The 19,873-nt window shown below is 59.5% G+C and carries 15 protein-coding genes and 1 pseudogene; 7 read left to right on the plus strand and 9 right to left on the minus strand.

Going from position 1 to position 19,873, the window contains the following annotated elements:
* From F4U94_RS19100 to F4U94_RS19110, 3 genes are all read left to right on the plus strand, one after another.
* Positions 1–1,939: strawberry notch C-terminal domain-containing protein (locus F4U94_RS19100; protein ID WP_150412147.1), on the plus strand; the 1,939-nt coding region annotated here is incomplete at its 5' end.
* A gap of 114 nt (positions 1,940–2,053) precedes the next feature.
* The gene (locus F4U94_RS19105) at positions 2,054–3,244 is read left to right on the plus strand and encodes a DUF932 domain-containing protein (RefSeq protein WP_120249879.1); all 1,191 of its coding nucleotides are present in this window, start codon (positions 2,054–2,056) and stop codon (positions 3,242–3,244) included.
* Between the two features lie 41 nt (positions 3,245–3,285).
* Positions 3,286–3,915: a hypothetical protein gene (locus F4U94_RS19110; protein WP_197716433.1), complete on the plus strand. Its 630-nt coding sequence runs from the start codon at positions 3,286–3,288 to the stop codon at positions 3,913–3,915.
* A gap of 368 nt (positions 3,916–4,283) precedes the next feature.
* Here F4U94_RS19110 and F4U94_RS19115 read toward each other — a convergent pair whose 3' ends face one another.
* Entirely contained in the window at positions 4,284–5,156 is an 873-nt protein-coding gene (locus tag F4U94_RS19115) for an alpha/beta fold hydrolase (protein WP_120249881.1), read from the minus strand.
* A 117-nt stretch (positions 5,157–5,273) separates the two neighbouring features.
* Here F4U94_RS19115 and F4U94_RS19120 point away from each other — a divergent pair, with 117 nt between their 5' ends.
* From F4U94_RS19120 to F4U94_RS19130, 3 genes are all read left to right on the plus strand, one after another.
* Entirely contained in the window at positions 5,274–6,257 is a 984-nt protein-coding gene (locus tag F4U94_RS19120) for a patatin-like phospholipase family protein (protein ID WP_120249882.1), read from the plus strand.
* Between the two features lie 561 nt (positions 6,258–6,818).
* Entirely contained in the window at positions 6,819–7,349 is a 531-nt protein-coding gene (locus F4U94_RS19125; RefSeq protein ID WP_120249883.1) for a hemerythrin domain-containing protein, read from the plus strand.
* A 41-nt stretch (positions 7,350–7,390) separates the two neighbouring features.
* Positions 7,391–7,930, plus strand: a complete 540-nt coding sequence (locus tag F4U94_RS19130; RefSeq protein WP_120249884.1) for a hemerythrin domain-containing protein — start codon at positions 7,391–7,393, stop codon at positions 7,928–7,930.
* Positions 7,931–8,010: 80 nt separating this feature from the next.
* On the opposite strand, the gene F4U94_RS19135 is transcribed toward F4U94_RS19130, so the two are convergent.
* The 7 genes and pseudogenes from F4U94_RS19135 to F4U94_RS19165 form a co-directional block, all read right to left on the minus strand.
* On the minus strand, positions 8,011–9,588 hold the full coding sequence (locus tag F4U94_RS19135) for a PAS domain-containing sensor histidine kinase (protein WP_120249885.1): 1,578 nt from the start codon (positions 9,586–9,588) through the stop codon (positions 8,011–8,013).
* A complete protein-coding gene (locus F4U94_RS19140; RefSeq protein ID WP_120249886.1) occupies positions 9,588–9,956 on the minus strand; it encodes a response regulator in 369 nt (122 codons plus the stop codon). Before F4U94_RS19140 ends, F4U94_RS19135 begins: the two co-directional genes overlap by 1 nt.
* Positions 9,957–9,993: 37 nt before the next feature.
* A complete protein-coding gene (locus F4U94_RS19145; RefSeq protein ID WP_197716434.1) occupies positions 9,994–11,436 on the minus strand; it encodes an ATPase domain-containing protein in 1,443 nt (480 codons plus the stop codon).
* 333 nt (positions 11,437–11,769) lie between these two features.
* Complete coding sequence (gene ligD, locus F4U94_RS19150; protein WP_346266172.1) at positions 11,770–14,265, minus strand: DNA ligase D; 2,496 nt, start codon at positions 14,263–14,265, stop codon at positions 11,770–11,772.
* A 157-nt stretch (positions 14,266–14,422) separates the two neighbouring features.
* Positions 14,423–15,079, minus strand: a complete 657-nt coding sequence (locus F4U94_RS19155; RefSeq protein WP_120249888.1) for a DUF6766 family protein — start codon at positions 15,077–15,079, stop codon at positions 14,423–14,425.
* A 70-nt stretch (positions 15,080–15,149) separates the two neighbouring features.
* Positions 15,150–15,753: pseudogene (locus tag F4U94_RS19160) on the minus strand (cysteine hydrolase family protein).
* 48 nt (positions 15,754–15,801) lie between these two features.
* The gene (locus F4U94_RS19165; RefSeq protein WP_120249889.1) at positions 15,802–15,990 is read right to left on the minus strand and encodes a DUF3606 domain-containing protein; all 189 of its coding nucleotides are present in this window, start codon (positions 15,988–15,990) and stop codon (positions 15,802–15,804) included.
* Between the two features lie 114 nt (positions 15,991–16,104).
* On the opposite strand from F4U94_RS19165, the gene F4U94_RS19170 reads away from it, so the two are divergent.
* The gene (locus F4U94_RS19170) at positions 16,105–17,019 is read left to right on the plus strand and encodes an NAD(P)/FAD-dependent oxidoreductase (RefSeq protein WP_120249890.1); all 915 of its coding nucleotides are present in this window, start codon (positions 16,105–16,107) and stop codon (positions 17,017–17,019) included.
* Between the two features lie 77 nt (positions 17,020–17,096).
* Here the strand turns inward: F4U94_RS19170 and F4U94_RS19175 are convergent, their stop codons facing one another.
* Positions 17,097–19,646 carry a PAS domain-containing protein gene (locus tag F4U94_RS19175; RefSeq protein ID WP_120249891.1) on the minus strand — a complete coding sequence of 850 codons (2,550 nt, stop codon included), beginning with the start codon at positions 19,644–19,646 and terminating at the stop codon, positions 17,097–17,099.
* Positions 19,647–19,873 lie beyond the last annotated feature (227 nt).

The following is a 19,873-nucleotide window of genomic DNA, read 5'->3' on the forward strand; positions in this document are numbered from 1 at the left end:
CGCATGTTGGTTCCTTCGACTTGTTGAGGTCGAGGGAACCGTAATTATCTGGAGTGAAATCATGGAAAACCGAAGGAAACCTGCGCCTCCTGCCGCCACGCTCGACATAAACTGCGACTGCAAAGAAGCGATGATCGATTACCTCAGGACGGCCTTTCCGGTCCGCATGATGCAGATCATCAAGGGGAGCGACGATGCGGAACGCTCCGAACTGATGGTCGACGAGGCTGGCAACCCGGTCTTCTGCCAGGCGGCGCTCGCCATGCGTGACGAGATGATCGAGGCGCTTTGTGCCCTGCCGCCAATTGGCTCGGCGCTCGATGAAATCATCCGGCATTTCGGCACCGACGCCGTGGCGGAAGTGACCGGACGAACCCGGCGGCTCATTGTCGACGCAAATGGCCGCCAGCGTGTCGAAAGCCGGGGCGGTCGAAGCAACATCGTTGAGGCTGAAGCCTTCATGTCCGGGGCCAAGCAGATACTGGTATTCTCCGACGCCGGCGGCACGGGCCGGAGCTACCATGCCGACCGCAACTGCAAATCAGCCGGGCGTCGGCGGATACATTTCCTGCTGGAGCCTGGATGGCGCGCGGCAAACGCCATTCAGGGTCTTGGTCGCTCCAACCGCACCAATCAGGCCAGTGCGCCCGTCTTCAGGCCAGTGACCACGGATTGCCGGGGCGAGCGTCGCTTCATCAGCACCATTGCGCGGCGGCTCGACAGCCTGGGGGCGCTGACCCGTGGACAGCGACAGACAGGCGGACAGAATATGTTCGACCCCTCGGACAATCTCGAAAGCGATTATGCCCGCGATGCGCTCATCCAGTGGTACCATCTTCTCTACCGTGGCAAGCTCACAAGCACTACCCTTGCCGCCTTCATCGACATGACGGGCCTGCGTCTCCTGGACAAGGAAAGCGGCGGTCTGCTCGATGATCTCCCGCCTATCCAGCGATGGCTCAATCGCCTGCTGGCTCTGCGGATAAAGACCCAGAATGCGATCTTCGAAGAATATATGGCCCTGATCCAGGCGCGCATCGATGCGGCCCGGGAGGCCGGGACGCTCGATGTCGGCGTCGAAACCATGCAGGCAGAGCGCATGGCTCTCCTCGACGAGCAGGTCCTGCGGCGTGATCCTGTGACGGGCGCCGAGACTCGGCTCAGCCGCATTGAACTGCATTTTCGCAAGCGTGCCCTCAGCCTCGCCCAGCTGGAACTTGACTATGGCGGTGTCGAAGTCATTCGGCTGCGCAACGGCCGGTCGGGGCGCGTTGCACTCCAGGTGCCAAGCTGGAGCAGCATGGACAATGACGGCAACCCGATCACCATGTGGCAGCTCGTTCGGCCAACAGGCCGCGACCGCATCCGCGATACCGTCCTTCAGGAGAGCCTCTGGTCTCCTGTAGAAAAGGAGGAGTTCGAACGCCTCTGGGACATAGAGGTTGAAGAAACCCGATCGAAGCTCGACGTTGAAACGATCAGTATGGCAACCGGCCTCCTGCTTCCGGTCTGGGACCGCCTTCCTGATGACGATATGCGGGTCTGGCGGGTTACTGACGCGGAAGGCAACTCGCTGCTCGGACGCATCATTTCGCCCTACGGACTAGAGAAACTCGCCCGTGCGTTCGGTGTAGACACGTCCACTGTGCTGAGCCCAGCGGAGATGATCTCTGGCGCCAGAGGGCGGCAAGGGGTTCCGATCGTCGGCATGGATACTGCACGACTGATGCAGGTCCATGTGAACGATGCGCGACGGCTCGAAATTCGCGATTTCCCTGCCGCACGACGGGATTGGCTGAAGTCGATCGGCTGTTTCACTGAGATCATCAATTACAAGACGAGGCTGTTTGTGCCCACTGACCGTGCCGAGGCCATCCTCGACCAGATCATGCGCACGGGGGAGCAATGGAGACGGCTTGCCGGCGCGAAGGCCGCCTGAGGGCGCGATGACCAGTCAGGCGAGCAGAAGGAAAGGGGGGGTGGGGAAGGGCGGCGGCGAAGCGCGGCTGGAAGCTGCGCGGGATCGCCAACTCTCCTACCTCCGGAGGCTTCCATGAACGCACTATCTCCTGCCCCGCGCCAGCAGGCGCAGCCCTATCGCGTCGATATATCCCGCGGGACCAATATTTCTCGCGTCTCGTCCGAATGGTTTAATCGCCCCCAGGATGAGCGTTACCTCTCGCTGGACGATCTCTATGCCAGTGTGCGCTCGCGCGCCGAGCGGGCGACGACGCGGATCATCGAGAGCCGGACGGTACGTGTCGAAGCCCGTAGCGACGAGCCCGAGCGACTTTCGCTCGTTGTTCCCGGTGACAGCGCGCCAGTTGCGCCTACCAACTGGTCGTTCGGGCAGCTGTGCAGTCTGGTGGGCGCCCCGGCCTCCTATCTGCGGCAACTTCCGGGCGCGCTCGCCGGCATCAACCTCCAGCATGGCCTCATCCGCCATCCGGCCGAGCATGTGAAACTGCTTCAGACGCACGAGGGTCGCGCTGAGCTGCGGGCGGTCACTGGACCGGACTATGGTCGCATCTGGGATCATGAGCTGGTCGCCGCAGTGATGAAAATCGCGGGCAATGGCACGGGCGACACAAGGTGGAAGGTGCCGGGCGTGCTCGATTGGGGTTCGATGACCTACAACCCCTGTGTCGATGTGACGAGCGACACGACCACCCTTTATGCTTCGGACAGGGATGTGTTCCTATTCCTGGTCGACGATCTCAACCCGATCGAGGCCGGCCGATTGCCCAATGGCGAGCCGGATCTCTATTTTCGCGGATTTTATTGCTGGAACTCAGAGGTCGGCTCCAAGTCACTGGGGATAGCCACTTTCTACCTCCGTGCGGTCTGTCAGAACCGCAATTTGTGGGGCGTCGAAAACTTCCAGGAAGTGAATATTCGGCACTCCAAGTTCGCGGCGAACCGCTTCGCCCATGAGGCGGCGCCAGCGCTCGCGCACTTCGCCGAGAGTTCGCCTCGCTCGTTTATCGACGGGATATCGGCGGCGCGCTCAGCCATCGTCGCGCGCAAGGACGGGGACCGGGAAAGCTTCCTGCGCAAGGAAGGCTTTTCCAAGGCCGAGACTGCCAAGGTGATTGCGACGGTCCTGGCTGAAGAGGGGCATCCTCCGGCTTCGGTTTATGATTTCGTTCAGGGTATCACCGCCCTCGCACGCAGCCGCCCGCATCAGGACGGACGCCTGGAACTCGAAGGCAAGGCCCGCAAGCTGCTCGAACGCGCGCGCTGAGCGAGCCTGCACCATCCGACCAAAATTCAAGGAGATTTGTCATGGCTCACATGACCACCACGACGCGCGCCTATCGGATTGATGTCGACTTTTTCAGTGGGGGCGACCTCTTCGACTCCGGCACCATTTCTTTTCATATCGAGGACGGAGCGGACGTCTGGACCGCTGCTTATCTCGCAGCTGAGGCCTCGACCTATTTCGACCTGCGGATCCCGGATCTCGCCTACAGCTTCAGTTTCGTTCCGAGCTTTCCCGACGAACCCGATCCGACATCGCCCACCGGCGGCCTCAAACCTGTCTGCAGGGACTGCGGTTGCGACATGCTCGCGTGCGACGCCAGCGCAAGATGGGACGTCCAGCGGCAGGCCTGGGCGATCTCCGGCGTCTACGACTGCACGTTCTGCGACCTTTGCAACGCGGAGAGCGATGATCTGGCTCGATGGGTACCGGCGGGTGATCTCACACCCTTCGATCGCTTCACCGCCGCCTTGGCCGACGCGCTGTCCTATCCGGAATTAGCCTTCGATAGTATGTTCCACCTGTTCTGCGTCGATCACGCGCTCACCCACACTGTCGAGGACGCTCGCGCCGAATGGATCGAAGCTGTGGCACGGCGATCATCGGCGAATCGCGTGGGCCGCCTTCCCAGTGGAGGAGATGATCATGCCTAGTTTGATACCAGATGCGGCATATGTACATCGCTTCAACGCGCATCTTGCTGAACTCAACTGGCCTGCGCTCGTCGCGTTGACTCGTCTCGATGCTCACTCCTGCATGCTGGAGCTGACGCCGAAGAGGAGAATTTCCTCGACCTCATTCCCGGAGACGCATCTCCGGACATGGCCGCAATTGCGTTCGGACTATACGCCCACGGTTATAGTCTGGGTGTCCGCGGCGGCGAAGAAGCTGCCTTTGCAAGGCTGCGGCATATCATCGGTGCAGGTGAGAACTTCTGCAAGAGCTCGATGCCCGAGGTGCCAGGGATGGCGACATTGGTGGAGACCATGTAGAACGCTCGGGCATAAAGACGAGGTGACTGCTAGCGGCCGAAAAAACTCACAATTTCGAAATTGACTCGGTCAGGCTGCTCGAGATGAAGCCAGTGCGTCGCGCCGTCGATTGCGATGAAGTGGCCGTCGGCGCAGAGATCGAGTCCGGCCTCCATGACATGCCGTTCAAGGAAGCAGTCCTCGCTTCCCCAAACGATCAGGCTTGGAACACGGATGCGCGGGGTTTCGCTTTTCTTTCGGTGACGCAAAGCCCGATAGTAGTTCAGCATGGCTGCCAACGAGCCGCGTCGCCAAGCCTCGGCATAGTGATCGAGAGCCCCGGGCTCGAACGTGTCGCTATGCGCACTTCCCTGCATGATCGCGCGCAGAGCCGCGAAGTCGAGCGCCCCCAGCATCGCCTCCGGAACCCTGGGGATCTGAAATGCAGCGACATACGAGCTGCGCAGCGCTTGCGTGGGATGTTTCAGCATCTGCCTGCGCCAGACATCGGCGTGTGGCCCATCCATCATCACGGCATGAGCGAGACGCTCAGAATGATATACCGCCACCCACCAAGTGATGAGCGCTCCCAAATCATGCCCGACGATTTCGAAGCGTTCCGCGCCGTAGCCGTTAGCCAAGGTGAGGACATCGGCGACGAGGAGATCAAGCCGGTAATGCTCGACGCCATCTGGCGCGTCGCTCGAATTATAGCCCCGCAGGTCCGGGACGATCACATGGTAGCCAGCGTCGGCGAGCGGCGAGATCTGGTTGCGCCAAGCCCACCAGAATTCCGGAAAACCGTGGAGCAGAACCACGAGCGGCGCGCCGTCCTGTCCGGCTTCGACAACGTGCAGGTCAACGCCATCACCAGTTCGGCGAGATTCCCGCCAGCCGGGTTTGAGCAGTGAGGAGGGCGCCATCCCGAGTCAACCGCGGGCGGATGCCGCCGTTCCTGCCATTCACATGGATCAGTCAGTTTTATGGAAGACCTGACGTGCTCGCCTTGACTATCGGGACGGTCGGGCGTTGGCGTTCAGATGAACATGACTTTCCCATTCTCCGAGCATTGCCTCGCGCTCGTGCTGAGCGGCGGTAATGCACTCGGCGCCTTCCAAGCCGGCGCATGGTGCGCGCTCAAAGATCATGGCCTGCCGCCGGACTGGGTCGCTGGTGCGTCGGTTGGCGCGGTCAATGGCGCGATCATCGCCGGCAATCAGCCGGACAGGACCAAAGCCGCGCTCGAGATGTTGTGGCGTCCCGCCAGCGTCAGCTCTTCCTTCGACCTACAGCCGCTGGAAGAACCTCGGCACATGCAATCGGCCGTTGCATCGCTTACCTTCCGGCAGCCAAGATTGTTCAGCCCGCGTGCGCTGTATGGACTGTGGCTCAACCCCTCCAGCGATCCCGAGCCATCGAGCCTCTACGACGCGCTTCCGCTCGAGGCGACGCTCCGCCAGCTCGTCGATTTCGATCGTATCAACCTGGGCGACACGCGTTTTTTCGCGACGGCGGTCGACATTGAGACCGGTGAGGATGTGGTGTTCGACAGCGCGGCCACTGCGATAACGCCCGAGCATATCCGAGCCAGTGCCGCGTTGCTCCCGGTTTATCCGCCGGTCGAGATCGGCGGACGGCTGCTTGGTGACGCCGGAATTTCCATCAACCTGCCGCTGGACTCGGTGATGGCGCAGCCGCAGGACAAGCCGCTGCTGTGCATTGCCATCGACCTCCTGCCGTTGCTTGCCCAGCGCCCGAAAACCCTCGGCGAGATATTCACCCGCGCGCAGGACCTCATGTTTGCGACACAGTGCCGCAGGGCGATCGCGGCATGGCAAGCGCTTTTCGCGCAGCGCTCAAAGCAAGGGGACAGCGCCTCGGTCACCCTCTTGTACCTTGCATATGCCGATCAGAGCGACGAGGTCAGCCTCAAGACATTTGACTTCTCGCCTGAGTCGGCAGCGCGACTCTGGCAAGCCGGTTTCGACACGTTGACCGGGCATCGCGCCAGGTCTCAACGCTAGGCTTTCCGCTCGGACGGCCCGGCCTGAACGTGCTCGCGTCCATCGACCAGAACCGGCTCGCTCCTGTGAACAGGTCGATGGCTCCAATCGCCGGCTAGCCGGGCCGGGCTGTGAATGATCAACATCAGGTTGAGGTGAGAGCCGGCACGAACAGCGCCTCTCAGCAAAGATCCCGTCAGACCGGAAACTCTTACGATCGACTAAACCGAAGTAATGAGTCTATGAGACTACACGATTTCATCGTATGAAGCCGCCTGTTGAGAAACGCTAACCGTGGCGACGGCTGCCCTGGCACGGCATTCGCCACCGTGTTGTCGCGCGACGACGGAGCCAATCGCAGGGTAGAAAGGTAATGACCCACGATACGGCAAATACCTCGGCGATCGAGCGCGTCGCCCGCGTGGTCGCCGCATGGATGCCAACATCGATGCCAGCAACGATTAGGCCTTTTTGTAGCGTCATGATTCTGAGAGTGATCCGCAACAGGAGCGAAAGCCAAAATCGCAGGTTATTGCGGAAGGCAGGCAAACTCTGCCGACCGATTACAGCGAAGGAAAAACCATGACCAAGAAAGCGCAAGATGCGATCGCCTTGCTCAAGGCGGATCACCGTACTGTTGAGGAGCTGTTCGAGAAATTCGAGAGCGCCAAAGCTCCGACCAAGCAGGCGACGCTTGCGAAGCAGATTTGCACCGAGCTGATCATTCACACAATCATCGAGGAAGAAATCTTCTATCCGGCTCTCAAAGGCAAGATCGAAGACGACATGTATGACGAAGCGCATGTCGAGCATGATGGCGCCAAGCTGCTGATCAGTCAGATCATGGCCGGACAGCCTGGCGAGGACTTCTGGGATGCCAAGGTGACGGTTTTGTCCGAAGAAATCAAACATCACGTCCATGAAGAGGAGATGCCCAAAGAGGGCATGTTTGCGCAGGCGCGCGCGGCTGACGTGGATCTGGATGCACTCGGCGCTCAGATGGCTGAGCGCAAGGCCGAACTACAAGCCCAGTTCGAAGCCGATGGTCTGCCCACACCGACCACTCGGACTCTCGGTCCCGTCGAGGTCGAGCTTGGAGCTCCCGTCGCCTGATACGTCGCGATCAGGATGCACGCCCTTGAACGGAGAAAACTATGTCCATCATCGACAAGGCCATAGCGGCCATCACACCGCCCGAAAGTGAAGAAGCGCGTGCCAAGGCCCGAGCGAAAGCTGAGAAAGCCGCCCAGCCAGGCGACTGGCTATCGCAAATTTTGACCCACCATCGGGAGATCGAGACACAGTTTGCGGCGGTCAAAGCGGCAAATGATCCGGCGTCCCGACGTGCCGAGCAGAAAAAACTTGGACTATTGCTGACCGCCCACTCCATTGCGGAAGAAGCGGCTGTATACCCGGCTCTCGCTGCTGATCATCAGGTTGGCCATGCTGAATTGGCGTATCAGGAACAGTCGGCCGCCAAAATGGAAATGGGCCTGCTGGAGCGTGTCGATCCCATGAGCCAGGATTATATGGACAAGCTTGAGCACATTGAAGGCGCAGTTGCCCACCACGTCTATTCCGAGGAAGGCACCTGGTTCACCAAACTGGCAGAGTCGGCTTCTTCCGAAGAGTTGGCGCTCGTCACGGCGCGCTACAGCGAGGAATATGCACGATATATGGACACCCGACCCTGAAGCGATCCAGGTGAAGCCTGCGGCTATCTACGATGGGTGCGTTGCGGTGCAACGCACCCATACTGCGAATGACAGGCACGTCAGGGAAGAGTAAACCCAAGTTGGACGCATAAGCCTTCGGGGCGAAAATCGAACTCGGCCCCGCAACCCTCGCCACGAAGCGCGCGAGAAATCATTCGGGAGCCAAAACCTTTTCGGTCTGGTGAAGAAACCTCGGGCCCGCCTGTCTCGACCCATCGAAGTTTCAGAAAATCGACATTGTCGCCATTTTGACGCTCCCAAGCAATCGTCACCGTGCCGGTGAGATTGGAAAGAGCACCATATTTGACTGCATTCGTCGCTAATTCATGAAGGACCATGGCAAGCTGTAGCGCACGCTCGCCAGAGATTTGTACCTCCGGACCCTTGATCTCGAAGCGTCTGGCAGCTTGGGCCTCAAAAGGCGCAATGGCACGCTGAACGATATGCATGACATCGACTACATCCCAATCCCGCTGCGTAAGCAGATCATGAGCTTCAGACAGCGCAAAAAGACGGGCGTCGAAAGTATCGATTTCCGCGCGAGGGGCTTGGCGAAATGTTTGCATGGCCATCGCCTGGATCGTTGCAAGTGTATTTTTGACCCGGTGCTTCAGTTCATGAAGAAGCAGTTCCTTGGATTCTTCCGCACGCTTTCTTTGCTCGATTTCCTGCTGCGCCGCCTTATGCAGGCGCGCATTGTCCATCGCGACCGCAGTTTGAGCAGCGATAGCTGAAACGAGATTTTCCGCCTCAGCCGTGAATTTGCCCGGCTCGTCATGGGCAAAAAACAGGCCGCCGAGCACTTCGCCCGACACTGACGTCACAGGCACCGCGAGATAGCTGACCACGGGCAGGTGCCCCGCCGGCATGCCGTAGTGCGGGGCGCTGTGCCCGTAGCGCGGATCTTTGCGGATATCGTCAGACCGGATTACGCCTTCGCCTGCAAAAGTCGGTTCGAAAACCGCCGTATTTCGAGGCATTCCAAAATTGAAAGCCTCTCGTGCAGCGCCGGAAAGCGTATAAAGCTGGTAGGATTCCCCGGCGGCATCCGTGACATTATAGAAGAACGCGCCGAATTTAGCGCCGCTCAGTTCGGTGCCAATGTCGGTGACCGACTGCACGATCCGCTCAAGATCAAGATCGCGCGAGATTTCGCTGGCGACGCGGTAGAGAGTCTGGAGACGTTCGGATTGTTGCCTGAGCAACGTCTCGGTCTGTTTACGCGCAGTTATGTCGCGCGCAATTTTGGAAGCGCCGATTACCTGACCGTCAGCCGCTTTGATCGGAGACGCGGTAAGGGAAATATGGATTAGTGACCCGTCCTTGCGCTGCCGCAATGTTTCGAAATGCTCGACCCGTTCCCCCTTTTTGAGGCGCGCGATGATCTCGTCTTCTTCAGACCTGCGATCCTCCGGGATCAGGGTCAGGATCGACGCACCTACAATCTCGCTGGAAGAATAGCCGAAAATCCGCTCGGCGCCGGCATTCCAGTCCGTGATGATGCCATCGAGCGTCTTGCCGATGATGGCGTCATCGGAAGATTCAATGATGGCTGCCAGACGCTCGGCAGCGCTCAGCGCGCCTCGTTGATAAGTACCCTTTTCCCCATCCATATCCGTAACGACTTCCAAAGCCATCACCGCTGTCCTTTTTCCCTGCCCAGGTCAGCGACAGCAGTGAGCAAACGGTCCATTGCATAGGGCTTGTCAAAAACCAGGTCAAAGAGATCGGTACGCGACCGCGCTATGCCACCCTGCGCGCCGCTGACCAAGATGATGGGGATGCCTTGCAGGGCAGTGTCCGCCTTCATCGCTTCGGCCAGTTCAAGACCGGTCATCAACGGCATCATGAAATCGGTGATGACCAGATCGGGCTCCAGGCTACGAACCAGCGTCAACGCACCGGCACCGTGCGGGGCATCGTGCACCTCGTAGCCGGCCTCTTCCAAACAGACCACAAGCAAGTCGGCGATCAGGAACTCGTCCTCTGCCACGACTATTTTCATGGAGAACTCCACCGTGGGGGTTGGACCGTGACAGCCTTCACGCTTCAAGAGGCTTGGCTAACCCGGTCGAAATCCCGGTGGCCTGTTCAAACTGGCCTCGGATAGCGAGCCCGTGTCCGTCGATGTAGACCTCCTGTGGAGCGGCCTGAAATGACTGGTCACGGATCTTCAGCACGGACAGAACGCGCCTATACTCGGACCGGATTTCGACTTGGCGCATCATTATGAGGTTATCGAGCAGACTGGAAATCTCCGGTCCTGGCGCTGCAACCCCGGACGCGAAGAGGTCACGCAATTCCCACGTGCCAACAGCGGTAACGCCCATGGCCCGCAATTCGTTCGTTAGAGCCGCAAAGAATTCCACAAGGCGGGGTGGATGAACGGCTGCGCGCTCGAATCCGCCGAGAGAATCAATGAACAGCCGCTTCACGCCCCGCGCCGAAACGGCGTCGAGGAGGCGATGGGCCATCTTGTCGATCAGATTTTCGGTCAGCGGCTGCCACAAGATATCGACCTCTTTTCTTTCGACACTTCCCTTGAGGTCGAGGCCTAGCGCGTTCGCCTTGAGCAACAGACGTTCGGGAGATTCGTAGAAGCCGAAATGCAGGCCGGGTTCCTCTCGCGAGGAGGCCGAAAGGAAATTCAGCCCAAAAGACGTCTTACCGCACCCTGAAGGTCCGATGAGCAACGTGATCGACCCTTGCGGAAGTCCGCCACCGGTAATTTCGTCGAAGCCCTCAATCCCCGAGCGTAAGGGCTTCGGGTCAGGATTGTCGGTCGCGGACGGGGTGTGAAACGCGGCCTCGATCCGCGGGAACACGGAAATACCGTTATTGCCTATTTCGTACTGATGATACCCCCCTAGAGCAGAACTGCCCCGCGATTTGCGGGCACGCAGGCGCCGTACGGTCCGGACGCCGACAAGCTCGTCATGCAGTTCGAGCACGCCATCCACCATTGTGTGTTCAGGGCTATCGTCATGGATCCCGGCGCTGGTCAGGAACAGGACGGTGCAACCAACAAACGCCGCTTGGCTCTGCACTTCTGCCACGAACGTCTTCACGTCGAGGTCCGTCTCCGCGCGGTCACGGGCATTAAGCAGGCCATCAAAGACGATCAGCGAGGCGTTTTGGCGCTTGGTCTCCTTGCGCAACAAATCGACAACGGCGCCAAGCCCTTCTTTGGCGAGGGTCTGGAAAACGCTGACATAGACGATGTTGCTACCGAGCCGATCCTTTTCGAAGAAGCTCAATGTCGACAGCGATTGGAATAGCCGATCATGCGTTTCGGCAAGGAGCGTGACATACAGTACCTTCTTGCCGGCGGCAGCCGTCGCGAAGGCGATCTGATTGCCAAGGATTGTCTTGCCGGCGCCCGGCTGACCTTGCACGATATAGGAGGCCCCCTCGACGAAACCGCCGCCAAAAACGGTATCTAGGCCAGGGATCCCGGTTGAAAAGCGGGGAAGGGTCTGCGTCACGAATTAACCTCATCAGCGCGTCATGGCCAAGAGGCCCGGTCGTGCTGATAGCACCACGCAAAGCCACCGTCAGGATGGCGCAGGACTTTTTTGACTTTATGTTGTGAGCGCCCATTTCCTGAACCGAATTTGTTTCAGCTCAAGCTAGGCCGTGGCTGCATGCCTTTATCGTGTGGAACATGACCGTTTGCGCACCAACGTAATTCGCACTTGCACAATATGTTCGCACATGCAGTATACCTCTGCCTTTCAGGCATCCTCTCCAAACTTCAAGGCCGGCCCCGCTGGCCTTTTTTTCTTGTCTGAACCGAGCCCGAGGTGAGGAGGGCACTCTTACAAATCGGGCAACAGTTGGTCGGCCCGTCCCCAGTGCGCGAGGTTCTTTGACGACGCGCGCTTCAGCATTTCGGCTCCGTCTCCGATGTGCCAGTGCGAAGGCTTGTCGAGATCATGCAGTTCGTCCCATGTCAGAGGAACGGCGATCGGCGCAAACTCACGACTGCGGGCGCTATAGGGCATGACAGCCGTCGCGCCGCGCTGGTTGCGCAGGTAGTCTATGAAAATGCGGCCGGTCCGCCGGGATTTTGACAAAGCGGCGGTGTAGCGATCCGGCTGCGCTTGCTCCACGGCTTGCGCGAACCGATGGGCAAAATCCTTCACCACCCGCCATTCGGCTGACGGGGTGAGCGGGGCGATCACGTGAACCCCTTTTCCGCCCGTCACCATCGGGAACGTCGTAAGTCCCATCTCACCCAGCAAGTCCCGCATGTTGAAGGCAGCCGAGACCACTTCCTTGAAGCCAAGGCCCTCATCGGGGTCGAGATCGAAAACCAGCCTGTCGGCTTTTTCGACGTCCTCGATCCGCGCGCCCCAGCCATGGAACTCGATCGTACCCATCTGCACACAGGTCAGCAGACCTGCCGGCGCGTCGATAAAGAGATAGGCCTCTTCATGCCCGTCCTTTTCGCGAATGCCGATGTGCTTGACGTCATCGCCGAAGCTGCCCGCATCATGCTTCTGAAAGAAACACTTCTTCGCGCGGCCTTGCGGGCAACGCACGAGACTGATGGGCCTGCTCCCCGCCCAGGGCAGCATGATCGGTGCGACCACTTCGTAATAGTCTGCCAGCTGACCCTTGGTGAGCTTGCCCTCCGGAAAGATCACCCGGTCTCGGTTGCTCACCTTCACCGTGCTCGCGGGCGCCGCCGTTGCAACCGCCACCGGGGCCTCCTTCTCGATCACGACCGCTTCGGGTTTCTTGTCCTCTCGAAGCCCAAGGTAGCTGGGATGGCGCAGCAGCCCCTCATCGGTAAACTCTAGGTAGGCAATCTCGGCAACCAGTTTCGCTTCGATCCAGTGGGCACCGCGCACAGCAGACCGCGGAGCCTGAACCGTCGGCTCCTTGCGCGCGAGAGGTGCCATGATTTCTAGAAGACGCTCTATCTCATCGCCGGTAAATCCCGTGCCGACCTTGCCGGCGTAGCGCAGCTTTCCATCCTCGTTTACGCCCAAAAGAAGCGAGCGGAACCCTCGCTGCTTGTCGGAAGGCGTCCAGCCTACAATCACGAACTCCTGCCGACGGATGCACTTGGTCTTGACCCAGCTACCGCTCCGCGAGCCGCTATATCGAGCGTCGACGCGTTTCGATATGACCCCTTCCAGCCCCGCCTCGCAAAAGCTGGTCAGCAGCTTTTCACCGTTGCCGACGATATGATCTGAATAGCGCAGCCGACCCTTGTGGCCCTCAAGAATGCTCGCCAGCTTCTCCTTACGCTCGATCAGCGGCAAGCTGGTGAGATCCTCGCCGTTCAATTCCAGCAGGTCGAACGCGAAATAGTCGATGGTCCCAGGGTTATCCTTCAGAGCGGCTTGCAACGCCTGAAAACTGGTCCGGCCATCAGGCAGCGTCACCACCGCCTCACCGTCGATCAGCGCGCTTCCAACGTCAAGCTGTGCAGCCTCTGTGATAATATCTGCGAACCGATCCGACCAGTCCAGACCCGACCGGGTATAGGCCCGTCCTTCCCCGCCACCGACGGCGATGAGCGTTCGATAGCCGTCATATTTCAACTCATGCAGCCAGCGATCGCCAGGTGGCACGTGATCGACGAGAGCCGCAAGCTGGACAGGCTGGAATGGCGGGAGTTTGCCCTTGTTCTTGCCCTTTCGGGCTGCAGCGGTCGATGATTTCGGCGTCGTAGCCGGAGCTTTAGCCTTGCCGCCCTGTCTCCGGATCGGCTCGCCTGCGGCGATTTCTTCCATGGTGCGTCCGCTGTCGACGCTCGTGAGATGGATGCCAATGAGGTCGTCCGAGCCACCGGCAAACTCGTCCTCGACCTTACGCAGGATCCAGTTTTCGCCCTTCTCCTTTCCTCGCGGCTTGAGGCGAAACATGATCCACTCGCCCTTCATGCGGCGGCCATGCAGCGTAAAATGCAGATGACCTTCGGCCAGGGTTTTGGTGGGATCCTTGCCCGGGACTGGATCCCAGGTGCCGTTGTCCCAAAGCATCACGGTGCCGCCGCCATACTCCCCCTTGGGAATGGTCCCCTCGAACCGGGCATAGTCGAGCGGGTGGTCTTCGGTGCGGACAGCCAATCGCTTGTCGTCGGGGTTGGCGCTTGGCCCTCGGGTCACTGCCCAGCTGACCAGCGTGCCGTCCAGCTCGAGGCGGAAGTCATAATGCAGGCGGGTCGCGGCATGCTTCTGCACAACGAAGCCATTACCTGAGGTCGGCTCGGAGGCACCAGAAGGCTCCGCAGTACGCGTAAAATCCCGCTTTTCACGATATCTCGCGAGCCGCTCTTCTGCAGAGGTTGCCTTCGCCATCGTCGCCCGTGCCATATCCGCTCCGATCAAGAAGCTTCTAAATCTCGAGAGGGCACCGCGTTCCCTTTCATTAAGGGAAAGAAGCGCCGTCAGCCGGTATCCATGTCGGGGCTCCGTTGTTCGTAACTGTTGTCACCCCGTGCCTCGTTCGGGCCGTTTATTCTCCAGTCTGCGCGTTCGGCGCTGCCACCGGCTTTGATTCCGGAGATTCTCGCTGGCGCAGGAATATGGAAAGGACCACCAGCACCGCAGTCGAGAGAAATTCGCTCTGCCAGTTCTGGAACGATTCAAACCAAAGCTGCGCATCGCCAAGATATGCAAGCACGGTCTTAGGTGTTTCCCCATGCTCCAGGGCCTCTTGCGCTGAGGCATGCGCGCTGTTGATCCAGTGAAGCGTGAATGACGCAACAAACAGCAGGATCAAAGCCAAGCCCAGGGAGCGAGCGTATATCGCGCGCCAAAGCGGACCTTTGCGCAGGATCGACGGTGCGCCGTGTTCCTGGGCTTTCCGGTCCAGATCATTATCGCGAGGGGGAGCATCCGGGTCCTTCGATTCCGCCGATCGGCGCTGTATCAGGAAAGCCGTAAGCACGACATAGGCTGCCATCTGCAGGAACTCGCTCTCCCAATTCTCGAACACCGAAGAAAGGAATTGCGGACTTGCCGCATAGGCGAAGAGCGTCAGGCCAGGCTGGGCATGGCGCCGGGCATCCTCCAGCTCGACATACCAGCCCGCGATATATTGCCCGGCAATGCAAACGGCAAAAAGCGCCAGAAGGGCGATCGTAAGTCCGTTATCTTTAAGCAGCCGCATGCCGATGCCTCTCGCCGATTTGCTTTGAATGGAAACGCGCGAGAAACAATTGGGTTCGAAAGAACCTCCGCTACTGCGTCAGGTCAGCAAGCCATTCGCCGAGGGATTTCTGCGACGTAGCAGCCGTTTCGGCTCCCATGCTCTGGGCTATGATCTCCAGGGCCCATCGGCCCCGTTCATCGCTCTCGGCAGCCACGGCATCTTGAGGCACCCACAGGTCGTATTCACGCATATGGGCATCACCTGCGGTGAACAGGACGCAGATGTCGGTCGCGATTCCACTCAGCACCAGCTTGCTGACGCCTAGCTGTGGTAGCAGCAGGCAGGTTGGTCGCGTAGAAACCGGAAAATTGCGGCTTGATGATGAAGAAGTCGCCGTGTCCCGGCTTCAACATTTCCGTGACCGGATTATCCTTTTCGAGCGCGCGTGCTACCAGCTCATAAGGTTCTGAAAGCCATTCGCCAAAATTATCGTTGACGTATACGACTGGCCAACTGTGCGCGCGAAACTCCTGACGTAGCCGAGCTATTCGCCGTGCCGCTTCGAGAGCCCCGGGCTCCAGGGCCTCGGCCCCCTCAAAATCAAAGCAATTGACCATATCCAGGATCAACAAGGCCGGACGGTCACCAGCTTTGGGCGAAGTGGCTGCGGCCTGCTTGTCTTGGGAACCCATAGAAACCTGCCATGAAATCGGGGTCGGCCTTGGCCGACCCCATTAGGCTCATTCCTTAGTGAGCTTTGCCGCCTCAGCGTCCAGCGTCGCGCGGTCATTGCCAAATCGGTCGATGAGATCCTGGGCCTGCTCGGCAGTTAGACCATGCTTTCGGGCGAAATAGTCGACCTCATAGTCCTCGCCGCCGGCGACAGTGCGGCGGTCGGAGCCTCCGCGCTGAGATTTATCATCTGCCATGTTGCGCTTCCTTTTCACAGCTACCTGTTTTTGCAACCCGTGCCAGGGCCACGAGTTCCAGCAAGGTTGTCTTGAACAGGGGACCGGCATGCCGCATCGCCGTCTGCGCACCCAATGAAAGAGCCGCTTGACTGTCTTGTTATCGGCGCAGGACCCGCAGGGCTAACGGCCGCCATTTATCTCGCGCGTTTTCATTTTTCGATCGCGATCGTCGATGCGGGGCATAGCAGAGCGGCCATGATCCCGCGGACGCACAATCATGCGGGATACCCAGGCGGGATAGCTGGCACCGAACTTCTTGGGTTGATGCGGGATCAGGCTGCAGAATTTGGGGCGGTTGTAGCCGAAGGTTTGATCGAGAGACTGGAGAGGACCGAAGGGGGTTTTGTCGCTCGTGCACAGGGCCGTGAATGGTCTGCGCGCACTGTCCTGCTCTGCACTGGCGTAGTCAACAATCGCCCCCAGATCGCACCGGACATCCACGATGTAGCGGTACGCCGCGGACTGCTTCGCTATTGCCCGATATGTGACGGGTACGAGGTCACCGATAAGCGGGTTGGTGTTTTGGGCACCCGTACCCACGGCTTCAAGGAAGCAATTTTCCTGCGGATGTATACGCGCGATGTGACGCTGATCGCTACCGATGGGGAGCACGACCTCTCAGATGACGAGAAGCATCGGCTCGCTATGGCAGGTGTAGTACTGATCGATGGCCCCTGCGCACCGCTGCGGACCGAAGATGATAAGATTGTTGTACCGACGCCGCGCGGCGAGCTTGAATTCGATAGCGTCTACCCAGCGCTGGGCTCGGTTATCCGGTCCGAGCTGGCGACGGCGATCGGCGCGGAAGGCACCGGCGATGGGTGTCTCATCGTGGACGATCATCAGCGTACCTCCATTCCTGGCCTTTACGCGGCGGGAGATGTTGCCAAAGGTCTCGATCAGATCAGCCATGCAATGGGCGAGGCCGGGGTCGCCGCCGTCACTATCCGCAATGATATCGCCGAGCGGGGCATCTTATTTCGCTAGCCCGCCCCCGACAGCGGGCCGCCGCCGCTTACGAATTGCCGGCCTGGGCGGTCGCACCGGCGCTGATGTCTCTGCAATCAGGATTCCAGAACGTTCCTGACCTTGGTGGCGAGCTGTTCGATGGTGAAAGGCTTGCCGATCAATTCCACACCCGGATCGATCACGCCATTATGCACAACCGCGTTGCGGGTGTAGCCCGAAGTGTAAAGAACCTTGAGTTCGGGTCGCCGGCGTTGGGCTTCGTCTGCCAATTTACGGCCGTTGATGTCCGGCATGACAATGTCTGTGAAGAGCAGCGTGATTTCCGGATGCGCGTCGATGAGCTGTAGCGCCGCCACAGCGCCATCAGCTTCGAGCACGTGATAACCAAGTTCGGTCAACGCATCGACGCTGAATTGGCGCACCGCCGCTTCGTCCTCGACTACGAGGATGACCTCCTGTTCCTCGCCCAATGGAAGGTCAGTGGGTGAAAGCGGTTCGGCCTCGAGCTCGTCGCCTATGAAGCGCGGGAGGTAGATTTTGACGGTCGTCCCCTGACCCAGTTCCGAATAGATTTTGACGTGGCCACCCGACTGCTTGACGAACCCATAGACCTGACTGAGCCCGAGCCCTGTGCCCTTACCGACCTCTTTGGTCGTGAAGAAGGGATCAAAGGCTTTGGCAATAATCTCCGGCGGCATACCGCAGCCGGTATCGGAAATGGCGATCAGGATATAATGCCCGGGCGGAACACCAAGATGCGCTGCCGAATAGCGTTCGTCGAAGTGCGCATTCTGCGTCTCGATCGTCAGTCGCCCCCCTTCGGGCATCGCATCGCGCGCGTTCACGGCGAGATTGAGAACGACATTTTCAAGCTGATTGCGGTCGGCATGCGTGCGCCACAGTCCAGCAGCAAGGACGGTTTCCAAGCGCACATCTGCTCCCAAAGAATGGGTGAGTAGTTCAGACATACCAGGGAGAAGCTTGTTGGCATCCAACACCTCGGGATTGAGCGGCTGCTGGCGTGAGAAAGCCAAGAGCCGCTGGGTTAGAGTGGCGGCGCGTCCTGCACCTTCCAGTGCTGCGTCGACATATCGCTTCGCGCGCGCGTCGTCGTCGCCAAGGCGGCGGCAAAGGAGATCGAGTGACCCAACGATGACGGCAAGCATATTGTTGAAGTCGTGCGCGATTCCGCCAGTCAATTGGCCGACCGCCTCCATCTTCTGGGATTGCCGCAGAGCTTCCTCGACCTGCTCGCGCTCGGCAATCGCTTGCGCTACGCGCCGTTCCAGATGCTCGTTCAGCTCCAGAACCCGCACTTCCGCCCGTTTGCGCTCGGTGACGTCTATAGCGGTGCCGATGACGCGCAGACACTGACCATCCTCGCTGAAAATGCCTCTGCCCTTGGCTGCTACCCAACGTTCGTACCCATCTTCCTTGCCGATGGTGCGGTACTCAACATCGTAAACCGCGCGTTGGCTTGGATCAGCGGATCGGGCATAGGCCTTCACCGTCGTATCTAGATCATCAGGGTGCAAACCTGCGTAATAATCCGCCATGGACACCGGCGCATCGGCTGAAATCCCGAACATGGCTTTGACGATGGGCGGCCAGATGAGAATGTCATGCACGACATCCACGTCCCAGAAACCCACCTCAGCAGCCTGCGTGGCGAGCCGCAGCCGCTCCTCATTCAACATCAGTTCGGCGCGGGTGCGCTGCTGCTCCGTCAGATCGAGCATGGCACCGATCATCCGGACCGCTTTGCCTTCCGGATCGCGGATGATGTGTCCACGGTCGAGAATAGCGGCATAGCTGCCGTCGAAGCGGCGGAAACGATACTCGTCCGACCAACTTTCGGCCTCACCATCGATGGCAACATGAATGCTGTGATGGACACGATCGCGGTCGTCGGGATGAATATGCTCGATCCACCACTCTCCCGTTGGCTCGATATCGGCGAGCCTATGGCCGTGTGTCGCTTCCAGAGCCTGGTTCCATGTGACGTGATTGGTGGCGAAATCCCAGTCCCAGATGGCATCGTTCGTCGCCCGGCTCACGAGGCGATAACGCTCCCGTATGGCTCTCAATGCCTTCTCAACGCGAGCACGCTGTTCGACCTCGAGGCGTAATTCCTCAGCCCGTGAAGCTTGGGCCTGAAGGGCTTTACGAAGTTCCAGTTGGGCCATGACCTGCCGCGCCAAAACCTCAAGCACGTGGCGTTGGTAGGATGTGATACCATCAGGGCGCGGCGCACGGTCCAGCACGCAGATCGTGCCGATCGGCAACCCCATTTTGTCCCGCAGGATTGCGCCCGCATAAAAGCGCAGGCCGCCCTCCGCCGTCACCAAGGGGTTGCACGCGAAGCGAGGATCCTCAAGCGTGTCAGGCACGACGAGAAAATCATTCTGCAAAATGGCGTGGGCGCAGATCGATACATCGAGAGGCAGTTCGCGCACGCCTACGCCGACTTCGGCCTTGAACCACTGGCGATCACTCGCGACCAAATTGACGACGGCAATCGGCGCTGTAAAGGTTTCAGCCGCGAGCCTGACGATATCATCAAAGTCGGCTTCTTGCGGGGTATCCAGGATTCCGTAGCTTTCGAGTGAAGCTACGCGTTCAGTTTCAGACCAACCTTCATCCATTGATTTGCCTGGGATTTCCGTCGAATGTAGGGTCATGCCGGGTGACTATCATCCCCGCACGAGGATCGCACTGAAAACCTTCAGGGCTACCTTCAGCCGCATCGTGGAAGCAGTCGCGCAGCTCTATTGCGGGCGCCTTGACCGATGGCCGTTCAAGCGATTGCTTTCGGGTCGATCAGGAGAACGTCGAGACGAACGATTATGGGCCGCTAACCGACGGCGGGTTA

This window comes from Sphingobium limneticum, assembly GCF_008710155.1.
Taxonomy (GTDB): Bacteria; Pseudomonadota; Alphaproteobacteria; order Sphingomonadales; family Sphingomonadaceae; genus Sphingobium; species Sphingobium limneticum.